The sequence below is a fragment of the Curtobacterium sp. DN_7.5 genome (genome assembly GCF_022655355.1).
Classification (GTDB): Bacteria; Actinomycetota; Actinomycetes; order Actinomycetales; family Microbacteriaceae; genus Curtobacterium; species Curtobacterium luteum.
Genome location: NZ_CP093378.1, coordinates 677,734 through 689,363, shown reverse-complemented (window position 1 = coordinate 689,363; position 11,630 = coordinate 677,734). Strand labels below are relative to the sequence as shown.

Here is an 11,630-nt window from a genome sequence, read left to right as displayed (position 1 = left end):
CCCAGCTACCGTCGTCGTCGTGCCCCCTTCGAGGGCCACTCCACCGATCGAAAGCGACACCGATGCCCTTCCCGATCCGCCGCACCGTGCTCGTCACCACGACCACGGCCGCGCTCGTCGCCGGCTCCGTCCTGACCGGCAGCCTCTCCGCCAGCGCACACCCTGCGCACGACCACGACCACGGCCACCACGACGGCCACCTCACCCCGCACACCTCGTTCACGATGGCGGCCGACGGCTCCTCCGGTGCGACGCAGGGCGGCGAGGGCATCCCGAACATCGACTCCGTCAAGAAGGTCATCGCCACGTACTACGGCGACCCCGGCACCGGCATCGCGGACAAGGTCGACAGCCCGTACGTCCGCGAGATGCGGTCGATCATGACGAAGCAGACGAAGGAGCTCCGGGGCGAGTACCGCCGCGCGGTCGCGAAGCACGAGAAGCCCGCGATCGTCCTCGACGCCGACGACACCACGCTGTGGACGTACGACATGGAGGTCGCGGACATGCACTTCGTGTTCTCCCCGACCGAGCAGGACGTCTGGGTCCAGGACCAGCGCTTCCCGGCCGTGCCCGCGATGGTGTCGTACGTGAACACCGCGAAGGCGATGGGCTTCACGATCTTCGGCCTCACCGGCCGGAACGACGACCAGAAGGCCGCGACGATCGCCAACCTCGAGAAGGTCGGCTACCAGGGCTTCACCTCGGACCACTACTTCACGAAGTGGACGGGCAAGGGTGCGTCCCAGCAGCCGTCGTACGTGCAGTGCGCCGCGGCCTCGTGCACCACCGTCGAGTACAAGGCGCTGACCCGGAAGCACATCGAGCAGGACCTCGGCTACACGATCGTCGACAACCTCGGCGACCAGTGGTCCGACCTGCAGGGCGGGTACGCCGAGGAGCAGGTCAAGCTCCCGAACCCGACGTACTTCCTGCCGTCCACTGACCTGCCCGGGCTCAGCGAGCCCCGGCTGGCACCGCGCACGCACTTCCGGATGGCGGCCGACGGCTCCTCCGGCGCGACGCAGGGCGGCGAGGGCATCCCGAACATCGACTCCGTCAAGAAGACCATCGCCACGTACTACGGCGACCCCGGCACCGGGATCGCGGACAAGGCCGACAGCCCGTACATCCGCGAGATGCGCTCCATCGTGCGGAAGCAGGTGCCGATCGTCGCCACGCAGTGCGCGGTGGCGTCGCGCCACCACCGCAACCCGGCCATCGTCCTCGACGCCGACGACACCACCCTGTGGACGTACGACATGGAGGTCGCGGACATGCACTTCGTGTTCGACCCGACGCTCCAGGACGAGTGGGTGCAGGACGAGCGCTTCCCGGCGACCCCGTCGATGACCTCCCTCGTGTCCGTCGCGGAGCGCTCGGGCTGCACGATCATCGGGCTCACCGGCCGCAACGAGGCGCAGCAGACCGCCACGATCGAGAACCTCCAGAAGGTCGGGTACCCGCAGTTCGCCGCCGAGCAGGACGGCAACCGCACGTACTACACGAAGTGGACCGGCACGGGCGCCTCGCAGCAGCCGTCGTACATCTCGTGCGCGACCGCGAAGTGCACCACGATCGAGTACAAGTCGCAGACCCGCGCGCACATCGAGTCGCGTGCCGGCGGGCACTACGACGTCGTGGCGAACTTCGGCGACCAGTACAGCGACCTCATCGGCGGCTCCGCCGACCGGAGCGTCAAGCTGCCGAACCCGACGTACTACCTGCCCTGATCCGCGACCAGGCACCGGCCGGGAGGCCCGTGGCGGACCCGCCACGGGCCTCCCGTCCGTCCCGCGGTCGCGCCGCGCGCCTCCCGGCCCACGGTCCCGTCGCGGCCCTCCCGTCCGTCCCACGGTCGCATCGCGACCGACGCTCCACGAGTCCTCAGGCTCCGCTTCGGAAGCACCCGTCGCCCACAGGTCCGGCGGCCTACCGTCGGAGCCGACCTGGAGGACACACCATGAACCTGGACGGCTTCGACGTCCCGACGCTCATCATCTTCTGCGTGGCGGCGGCCGTCGTCATCGGCGGACTGCTGTCCAGCCGACGTCGGCACTGATCCCCCTCGTCGGACGGGTGCACCCGTCGGCCGGTACGCTCCTGTACCCGTGAGCAGCGAACCGCCGACCGCTCCGGGCCCGCGGTCCGGCGTCGCCTCCGCGGCACTGCTGTCGACCGTCGGGATCGGCGTCCAGGGTGCCGCGAAGCTGATCCTCACGGTCGTCATCGGCCGGGTGTTCGGCACGGAGGCGCTCGGCCAGTCCTCGGCGCTCCTCTCGCTCGCCGTCTTCGCCGCCCTGCTGTGGCCGTCCGCCGCGGGCAACACGGCGTCCCGCTCCCTCGCGATCGCGATGCGCAACGGCCGGTCGGACACCGCCGTGAACCGACGGCTCGGCGGCTCGATGCTGCTCGCGTCCGTCGTGCTCGCAGCGCTGACGGTCCCGGTCGCGATCGCATGGGGCAACGGCCCCGGCACGGTCCTCGGTGGTGTGTCGGTCGTCGTCGGCTACGGACTCTACGTGTACGCCCGCGGCGCGCAGCTCGGCCACGACCGCCCACGGCGCGTGGCGGTCTGGGACGCGCTGACGAGCACCCTGACGCTCGCGCTGCTCGTCCTCGCGTGCGTGACCCGGGCCGAGCCCGTCGTGCTGCTCCCGCTCGGCATCGGCTACACGGTGTTCGCGGTCGCGTGCTGGCCGCGCGGGACGGCAGGGACCGCCGGGCAGCAACCCACCCGGGGCGTGCTGCGGTTCGCCGCCTGGAACGTCCTCGCCGGCCTCACCACGAACGGTCTGCTGCAGCTGGCCATGATCACCGCCCAGGTGAGCGCATCACCCCGAGACGCAGGCGTGTACGCCGCCGCGTTCTCCCTGGCCACGCCGGCCTCGATGGTCGGACAGGCCGTCGCCCAGGTCGTCGTGCCGGCGTTCGCGCACCGGGCCGAGGAGTCGACACTGCGGAGCCCGGGCGCGTGGCGGTTCGTGGCAGGGTTCTCGGCCGCGACGGCCGTCCTGTTCGGCCTCGTCGCGCTGCTCGCCGACTGGTTCCTGCCGCTGTTCTACCCCGGCGAGGGAGTTGCCGCGGTGGCCGACCTGCCGTTCCTCGTGCTCGGCGTCTGGGTGTTCACGGTGTCGCTCGTCCCCGCCGCCCTGCTGCTCGCGGCCGGACGGTCGCGGCAGGTGGCACTCGCGTCGGTGACGGGGTTCGTCGTCGGCGTCGTGCTCATGGCCGTGCTCGCGCCGACGACCGGGGTCGCAGCCGGCAGCGCCGGGTTCCTCGTGGGCAGCGCCGTGAACCTCGTCGCCGTCGTCGTCCTCGGCCTCCGTCGTCCGACGGCCCCGGGCCGGGACCCGGGTGCCTCAGCGCTCGACGGGCTGGTGGCGCATCCGGAGCACGCTCGCGAGGGTGGCCCCGCCGATCGCGACGACGATCACCGCGAGTGAGGTCCACGTCCCGATCTCCGGCGCCCACGCGACGCCGTGTCCGCCGTTCAGGAACGGCAGCTCGTTCTCGTGCAGGGCGTGGAGGACGAGCTTCACGCCGATGAACGCCAGGATCAGGGCGATGCCGTACTTGAGGTAGACCAGCTTCTCGAGCAGTCCGCCGAGCAGGAAGTAGAGCTGCCGGAGCCCCATGAGCGCGAAGACGTTCGCGGTGAAGACGATGAACGCGCTCTCCGTGATGCCGAAGATCGCGGGGATCGAGTCGAGCGCGAAGAGCAGGTCGGTGGTGCCGATCGCGATGAGCACGACGAGCATCGGCGTGAAGTGCCGGTGTCCGTCGACGTGCGTGCGGAGCCGGATGCCGTCGTAGGTGTCGGTCACCCGGACGCGTCGGCGCAGCAGTCGGACGACGAACGAGTCCTGCTGCTGCTCCTCGTCGTCGTGGTCCTCGCGGACCTGCTGGATCGCGGTCCAGATCAGCCACGCGCCGAACAGGTAGAAGATCCAGGAGAAGTCCTCGATCAGGCGCGCCCCGAGCAGGATGAACACCCCGCGCAGGACGAGCGCGATGATGATGCCCATCATGAGCACGGCCTGCTGGATCGGCTTCGGCACGGCGAAGCGCGCCATGATGATGACGAAGACGAACAGGTTGTCGATGCTGAGGCTGTACTCGGTCAACCAGCCGGCGAGGAACTGCCCGGCGGCGTCGCCCCCGGCGAAGACCAGCATCGCCAGCGCGAACAGCAGTGCCAGGCCGACGTAGAAGCCGACCCAGAGCCCGGACTCCCGCATCGTCGGTTCGTGCGACCGCCGGGCGACGATCACCAGGTCGGCGAGCAGGATCGCGACGACGACGACCATCGACCCGATCTCGAACACGATGGGCAGGTCCGGCACGCGACGTCCTTCCGTGGCCGACGACCTGCTCCACCCGAGCAGGGGGCCGTCCGGCACCTGCGCGATCCTACCCGTGGAAGCGTTCAGGTCCGACCGGCGGCCATCGCCGTGGACGGTCGGGGACGGGATCACCGACGGGGAACGCGGGAACCGAGGGCGCCGTCCCGGCCCGAGCAGGGTGACTCGAGGGCCGGGACGGCATCGCGGTGGCGAGCCCCGGGCGTTCGGGTCGGCCGGTCGGCTCGTCCACCGCCGACTCTACCGGTCCGCAGAACGGCGGACGGACCGACCTGTCTACCCAGAACGGGGGGCAACACCGTCCAGCCGGTCCGTGTCGGTGCGGTCTGCCACCATCGGACCATGCCCCACGACGGACGTCCCCTCGAACGACTCGGCTTCCTCACCATCGGGTCGTTCGACCCCGCCGACCCCGCTGCCGGCCACGAGGAGACGCTCCGGGTCATCGAGCGCGCGGAGTCCCTCGGGATGGACAGCGCGTGGCTGCGACACCGGCACCTGCAGCACGGCATCTCCTCCCCCGTCGCGCTGCTCGCCGCCGCCTCGCAGCGGACCTCGCGGATCGCGCTCGGCACCGCGGTCACCCCGATCGGCGCCGAGAACCCGTTCCGGCTCGCGGAGGACCTCGGGACCGTCGACGTCCTCCTCGGCGGACGGCTGCAGCCCGGGTTCTCCTCGGGGACGCCGATGCACTTCGACCTCTACCGCGAGGCGATCTACCCCGACACCGCCGATCGGGAGGACTTCGGCGACACCCGACTGCTGCGCTTCCGCGACCTCGTCCGCGGCGACGCCGTCACCGCGTCGACCGAGCGCCGTGGCATCGAGGAGTTCGCGACCTCGGTCCAGCCGCACAGCTCCGGGCTCGTCGACCGCCTCTGGTACGGCACCGGCAGCACGCGGTCGGCCGTGTGGGCGGCGGAGCACGGCTTCCACCTGCTCACCTCGAGCGTCACGCGCAGCGAGGTCGGCACGGACTTCGCGACGAACCAGCGGGCGCAGGTCGAGGCCTACCTCGACGCGCACCCGGACCCGGCGAACGCGCGCGTCTCCCAGGGGCTCGTCGTGATCCCCACCGACAGCGCGACGCCCGAGCAGGCCGCGCGGTACCGCGCGTACGCCGACGCGCGGTCCGGACGGGTCGGCGTGCCCCAGGGTCCCGCCGGGCTGCTCTTCGCGGCGGACCTCGTCGGGACCTCGGGGGAGATCGCCGACCGGCTCCGGGCCGACGCCGGCTACCAGGTGGCGACGGAGGTCGCCTTCGCACTGCCGTTCTCCTTCGGTCCCGAGGAGTACGCCCAGATCATCGGCGACATGGCCGAGCACCTCGGCCCGGCGCTCGGGTGGACCCCGCAACGCGGCTGACGGTCCGAACAGCGGCCCCCGTGGCGCGCAGCGCCCCGTCGCCCGCGCGACCCGGCCGGGAGGCACGACACGCGTCCGACGCGCACCGCGCCTCCCGGCCGTGGTCGGCCGGACGACCGCGACCGGCGCTGCCGGTCAGCCCACGACGGCGCGCGCCGTCACCGCAACCAGCGGTACGCGTACTCCGGTCGCCCCGGACCACTGTGCCGCACGTCCTTCCCGGCCTGCCCCGCCGCGATGAGGTGCTCCAGGTACCGCCGCGCCGTGACCCGGGAGATGCCGACCACCTCGGCGACCTCGGACGCCGAGGCGGCCTCGGTGGCGCGCACCAGGACCTGCTGGACCGCGTCCAGGGTCTCGCGGGCGATGCCCTTCTCGTGGTCCGGTGGCGTGGTGGGACGCAGTGACCCGAGGCTCTGGTCGATGTCGGCCTGCGTCAGCGTCCGGCGGTCCTCGAACCGGCGGCGGAACTCGCGGTACGTGGTCAGGCGTTCGGCGAACGTCCGGAAGCTGAACGGCTTGACGAGGTACTGCACGATGCCGAGCGCGATCGCGTTCTTCACGCCGCGGGCGTCCCGGGCGGCGGTCACCGCGATGACGTCGACGGCGGACCCCGCGGAGCGGAGCGCGCGGACGAGCTGCAGCCCGTGCGCGTCGGGCAGGTCGAAGTCGAGCAGCACGAGGTCCGGCTGCTCGGCCGCGACCGCGGCCAGCATCGCCCGCCCGGTGGCGGCCCAGCCCACGACGGTGAAGCCGTCGAGGCGCGCCACGTACGCGGCGTGGGCCTCGGCGGTCAGGGGCTCGTCCTCGACGATGAGGACCCGGATCGCCCCGCTCACGTCCGGACGCGTCCGGGGTCGAGCTCGACCACGAAGGTGCTTCCGTCCGGGCCGGTGGTGACGCCGACCCGGCCGCCGAGGCGCGTCACGGTGGAGCGGACGAGGTCGAGGCCGATCCCCCGTCCTTCCGGACCGGACGGCTTCGTCGACCATCCGCGCGCGTAGGCGGCCTCGACGTCGGGGATGCCGGCCCCGTCGTCGCGCACGACGAACCGGCTGCTCCCGTCCGCGGAGCACACCGAGACCGAGACCCGACCCGGGCCGTCGGCACCCGCGGCGTCCACGGCGTTGTCCACCAGGTTGCCGAGCACGGTGATGACGTCGTTCGGCTGCGCGTCGACGGGATCGGCCAGACCGGCGGTGTCGATCGTCAGGGTGACACCGCGCTCGTGGGCCTGTGCCCGCTTGCCATCGAGGACGGCGGCGATCACCTCGGGTGCGGTGCCGGTGTCCGGCGCGTGGCCGGTGTCGGTTCCCGGCGCCCGGACGGCGGCTGCGCCGGCGCGCGCCGGCGCGTCGAGGTCGCCTGCGTCTGCGTCGTCGCTGCCCGGGTGCCTGGGCGAGGGAGCCGTCCGGGTGTCCGCGTGACGGTCGATCTCGTCGGACGCGAACCGGACGGCCTCGTCGACCCGCCCCAGTTCGAGGAGCGCGACCACCGTGTGCAGGCGGTTCGCGAACTCGTGGGTCTGGGAGCGCAGCGCGTCGGTGAGCGTGCGGGTGGCCGCGAGTTCGCCCGACAGGTGCAGCAGCTCGGTCTGGTCGCGGATGGTCGCCACGGTGCCGAGCGGCCTGGAGGACGCCCGGGAGAACGCCATCTCCTGGTTGACGACGAGCACCCGGTCGGGCGCGACGTACGTCTCGTCGACGGCGCGGTCCCCCGACGCCAGCAGCGTCCGGAGGCCGTCGGGCACGTCCAGTGCGGCGAGCGGGATCGGTCCCCGGGCCTCGTCCGGTGCCGGCAGGTGCAGCAGCTCCGCCGCGCGGTCGTTGTGCAGCACGACGTGTCCGGAGCGGTCGATGACGACGAGGCCCTCGTGGACGGAGTGGAGCACGCCCTCGTACGAGGCGAACACCCGTGCGAGCTCCTCGGGCCCGCGCCCGGCGGTGACCCGGGCCAGGTACCGGCTGAGCAGCCACGAGAAGAGCGCCGACACCGCGACCACGGCGAGCGCCAGGAGCACGACCGAGACCAGCCGGGGCAGCAGGGCCGAAGAGATGTTCGCGACCGTCACGCCCGCAGCCACCAGCCCGATGACCCGGCCGTCGTCGTCGGTGATCGGGGTGACGGCACGGACGGACGGACCGAGGGTCCCCGCGAACGTCTCGGTGAAGGTGGTCCCCGCGAGGGCCGGCGCGATCGTGCCCCGGAACGGTCGACCGAGCTCGGCGCGGTCAGGGTGGGTCCACCGGGTGCGGTCCGGCGCCATGATCGTGATGAAGTCGGTGTGGGTCCGACGCATCAGGTCGAGGGCGTACGGCTCCAGCCGTGTGGACGGGTCCGCTGAGCGCGCCTGCTCGACCACGAACGGGTTGCGGGCGATCGAGACGGCGACCGCGGTCGACTTCTCCGCGGCGTCCGTCTCGAGGTCCGCGCGGGCGGACGCCCAGCTCCAGGCACCGCCGACGACGACGCCGACGACCACGAAGACGAGCTGCAGGGCGAAGAGGCGCGTCGCGATGCTCCACCGTCTCGGTGCCACTGTCCAGCCCTCCTCGCCTCGTCGCGGGAACACCCCATCCTCGCGTACGCCGGGCGTTCCCGCAGCACCGGCGTGAACGCAATGAACACAAGTCGACGTGCGCGGCCGTCCCGCGCGAGGGTGGCTGCGTCCCCGAACAGGACGAGCCGACCGGAGCGACGACGCACCGGTCCTGACGACAAGGAAGTCTCATGGCATCGACGCACCCGTCCAACACCCGCCCCGTGCGGCGTCGCGGTCTGGACCGTTCGCACTGGCTCTACATCGCCGTCATCGCCGCGGTCGCGGCCGGCATCGTGGTCGGACTCGCGGCCCCGGCCTTCGCGGTGGGGCTGAAGCCGATCGGCGACGGTTTCATCGCCCTCATCAAGATGATGATCGCGCCGGTGATCTTCTGCACGATCGTGCTCGGTGTCGGGTCGATCGCGAAGGCGGCCACCGTCGGCAAGGTCGGCGGTCTGGCCCTCGGGTACTTCATCGCGATGTCGACGTTCGCGCTCGCGATCGGCCTCGTCGTGGGCAACCTCATCCACCCCGGCGACCACCTCGACATGTCGAAGGCGACGTACGAGCTGCCCGCCGGCTCCGAGGAGGACGCGTCGTCGACCTCGGGCTTCCTGCTCGGCATCATCCCCGCGACGCTCGTGTCGTCGCTGACGAGCGGCAGCATCCTGCAGACGCTCTTCGTCGCCCTGCTCGTCGGCTTCGCGCTGCAGGCGATGGGAGAGAAGGGTGCGCCGATCCTCACCGGCATCCGGCACCTCCAGGCGCTCGTGTTCCGCATCCTCGCGATGGTGATGTGGGCCGCGCCGATCGGCGCGTTCGGAGCCATCGCCGCCGTGGTCGGTGCGACCGGCGTCGCCGCGCTCGTCGCCCTGGGCACGCTGATGGTCGCCTTCTACATCACCTGCATCGTGTTCGTCGTCGGGGTGCTCGGCGTCCTGCTGCGGGTCGTCACGGGCATCAACATCTTCCGGCTCATGAAGTACCTCGGCCGCGAGTACCTGCTCATCGTCTCGACCTCGTCCAGCGAGGTCAGTCTGCCGCGCCTCATCGCGAAGATGGAGCACCTCGGGGTGTCGAAGCCCGTCGTCGGCGTCACGGTGCCGACCGGGTACTCGTTCAACCTCGACGGCACGGCCATCTACCTGACGATGTCGTCGCTCTTCATCGCGAACGCCCTCGGCACGCCGCTGAACCTCCCCGAGCAGATCTCGCTCCTGGTCTTCATGATCATCGCGTCGAAGGGCGCTGCCGGGGTCACCGGAGCAGGGCTCGCGACCCTCGCCGGCGGTCTGCAGGCGCACCGCCCGGACCTGGTGAACGGCGTGGGGCTCATCGTCGGCATCGACCGGTTCATGTCCGAGGCGCGTGCCCTGACCAACTTCACCGGCAACGCCGTCGCCACGGTGCTCGTCGGCACGTGGACGCGGCAGATCGACAAGCAGCAGGTGGAGCGGGTGCTCTCGGGTGCGGTGCCGTTCGACGAGCGCACGATGTCCGCCGACGGCCACGGCGCACCGGGGGCCGGGTCGGCGCCCGAGGCCGCGGGGTCCCCGGCCGACGAGCGCATCTCGACCGAGGCCGTCCGCACGATCGTCGACCCCGACCGGACCACCACCGCGCGGACCACCGCCTCCGCGGACCGACGGTGACCGGCCAGCGGCACGCCGTCGGCACGCGCCGCGGCGCGTGATCACGGACGCCAGGCCCGGATCACCGTGCGCCGACCGGCGGCGGTGATCCGGGCCTGGCGTCCGTTCCGCCGGCCGTCAGGCAGTCGCCGTGTAGTGGCCGGCGTCGAGGTCGCTGATGAGCGTGGGCCCGGTCGGTTCCCACCCGACCAGGGCGCGCGTCCGCGCGCTCGATGCCGGCTGGTCACCGCCCAGCAGCGCGCCGAAGACCCCGAGGGTGGACGGGTCGACCGCTGCCGGCGGCAGGCCGGTCCGGCGAGCGATCGACTCGGCAACGGCCCGCATCGGGACGCCCTCCTCCGCGACCGCGTGCAGGACGGAACCCGCTGGAGCCGATTCCAGTGCGAGCCGGAACAGGCGTGCGGCGTCGGTGACGTGCACCGCCGGCCACCGGTTCGCGCCCTCGCCGACGTACGCGGCGACCCCGAGCTGGCGGTCGAGCTGCACGAGTGACGCGATCAGCCCGTTGCGGTCCCCTGCGCCGTGGACCGTCCGCGGCATCCGGACGATGCCGGCCCGCACGCCCTGCTCCGCGAGCGCGAGGACAGCGGTCGTCGTGCGGGCCCTGGCACCGGCTGGTCCGTCCGGGTCGAGCGCGTCGGCCTCGGTCGCAATCCCGTCCGCGTTCGTCGGCGTGCCGGACGCCGCGAAGACGGCCGTCCCACTGCCGGCGAGGGCCGCACCCAGGCGAGCCGACAGCGCGACCTCGTTGTCGATGGTCGCCTCGAACTCGTCGAAGTCGAGCGTGAACGCCAGGTGTGCGACCGCGTCGGCACGACGAGCGTGCTCGACGACCAGGTCGTGGTCGGCCACGTCGCCCAGGACGGCCTCACCCCCGACCGCGCGGATGCGGTCCGCGGAGGCATCCGACCGGGCGAGTCCGACGACCTCGTGCCCGTGGGCGACGAGGTCCGCGGTGAGGGCACGGCCGATCCATCCGGAAGCGCCGGTGACGAAGACCTGCATGATGACTCCTGTCCATGAGACTTGGTATCGTCACCGTACACCTGATGAGACCGAGTCGCATCGGTTAGCATGAGGGCGTGGCACGATGGCAACCGGATCCGCGAGGTCGACTCCTCCGCGCAGCGCTGGACCTCTTCGCCGAGCAGGGCTACGACGCGACGACCGCCGCGCAGATCGCCGAACGCGCCGGCCTGACGAAGGCGACGCTGTTCCGGCAGTTCCCGGACAAGCGGGAGATCCTGTTCCAGGGTCAGGCCGCGACGCTCGAGACCATCCGTCGTGTCGTCCGCGACGCCCCTGCGGAACTGACCGACCTGGCCGTGGTCGACGCGGTGCTCGATGCCTTGACCGCCGCCCACACCCCGGAACAGCAGGACATCGGTGCCGCGATCACCGCGTTGACGCGAGCGCACGAGGCACTCCGGGAGCGGTACGTGTACAAGCGGTTCGTCGTCACGGAGACCCTCGAGGTCGCGCTGCGCGGACGGGGCGTCCCTGCCCCCCGCGCCGCACTGCTCGCGGAGACGAGCATCCGGGCGTACTGGGACGGGTTCACGGTGTGGACGACCGCTCGGGCGGGGGCTGCACTCGGCCCGTTCGTGCACGATGCCGTGCGCGCCGTGCGCGAGGCCGCGACGGAGGTGGCCCGGCTCTGACGGCACCGACCTGGCGGACGCCGGTGGGGCGGCGCGTGACGACGGA

Annotated in this window: 9 protein-coding genes; 5 read left to right on the top strand and 4 right to left on the bottom strand. The window is 72.0% G+C overall.

Going from position 1 to position 11,630, the window contains the following annotated elements; translation table 11 throughout:
• Positions 1 to 62: 62 nt before the first annotated feature.
• Positions 63 to 1,733: an HAD family acid phosphatase gene (locus tag MON03_RS03325; protein WP_242090525.1), complete on the top strand. Its 1,671-nt coding sequence runs from the start codon at positions 63 to 65 to the stop codon at positions 1,731 to 1,733.
• Positions 1,734 to 2,111: 378 nt separating this feature from the next.
• Entirely contained in the window at positions 2,112 to 3,446 is a 1,335-nt protein-coding gene (locus tag MON03_RS03320; protein ID WP_242090523.1) for a lipopolysaccharide biosynthesis protein, read from the top strand.
• Here MON03_RS03320 and MON03_RS03315 read toward each other — a convergent pair.
• Positions 3,363 to 4,310 (bottom strand): TerC/Alx family metal homeostasis membrane protein, encoded by a 948-nt coding sequence (locus MON03_RS03315; RefSeq protein WP_242091500.1) that lies wholly within the window; start codon positions 4,308 to 4,310, stop codon positions 3,363 to 3,365. The two genes, MON03_RS03320 and MON03_RS03315, sit on opposite strands and share 84 nt — an antisense overlap.
• A 396-nt stretch (positions 4,311 to 4,706) precedes the next feature.
• Here MON03_RS03315 and MON03_RS03310 point away from each other — a divergent pair, with 396 nt between their 5' ends.
• Positions 4,707 to 5,729, top strand: coding sequence for an LLM class flavin-dependent oxidoreductase (locus MON03_RS03310; protein WP_242090521.1), 1,023 nt, complete (start codon positions 4,707 to 4,709; stop codon positions 5,727 to 5,729).
• Between the two features lie 158 nt (positions 5,730 to 5,887).
• Here MON03_RS03310 and MON03_RS03305 read toward each other — a convergent pair whose 3' ends face one another.
• Together MON03_RS03305 and MON03_RS03300 are read right to left on the bottom strand one after the other, a co-directional pair.
• Positions 5,888 to 6,568 carry a response regulator gene (locus MON03_RS03305; RefSeq protein WP_242090519.1) on the bottom strand — a complete coding sequence of 227 codons (681 nt, stop codon included), beginning with the start codon at positions 6,566 to 6,568 and terminating at the stop codon, positions 5,888 to 5,890.
• Positions 6,565 to 8,268 carry a sensor histidine kinase gene (locus tag MON03_RS03300; protein ID WP_242090517.1) on the bottom strand — a complete coding sequence of 568 codons (1,704 nt, stop codon included), beginning with the start codon at positions 8,266 to 8,268 and terminating at the stop codon, positions 6,565 to 6,567. The genes MON03_RS03305 and MON03_RS03300 overlap by 4 nt, the downstream gene beginning before the upstream one ends.
• A gap of 191 nt (positions 8,269 to 8,459) precedes the next feature.
• On the opposite strand from MON03_RS03300, the gene MON03_RS03295 reads away from it, so the two are divergent.
• On the top strand, positions 8,460 to 9,923 hold the full coding sequence (locus MON03_RS03295; protein WP_022902219.1) for a cation:dicarboxylate symporter family transporter: 1,464 nt from the start codon (positions 8,460 to 8,462) through the stop codon (positions 9,921 to 9,923).
• A 117-nt stretch (positions 9,924 to 10,040) separates the two neighbouring features.
• Here the strand turns inward: MON03_RS03295 and MON03_RS03290 are convergent, their stop codons facing one another.
• On the bottom strand, positions 10,041 to 10,928 hold the full coding sequence (locus tag MON03_RS03290) for an NAD-dependent epimerase/dehydratase family protein (protein ID WP_022902220.1): 888 nt from the start codon (positions 10,926 to 10,928) through the stop codon (positions 10,041 to 10,043).
• Between the two features lie 77 nt (positions 10,929 to 11,005).
• Here MON03_RS03290 and MON03_RS03285 point away from each other — a divergent pair, with 77 nt between their 5' ends.
• Complete coding sequence (locus tag MON03_RS03285) at positions 11,006 to 11,584, top strand: TetR/AcrR family transcriptional regulator (RefSeq protein ID WP_242090515.1); 579 nt, start codon at positions 11,006 to 11,008, stop codon at positions 11,582 to 11,584.
• The last annotated feature ends 46 nt before the right edge of the window (positions 11,585 to 11,630 follow it).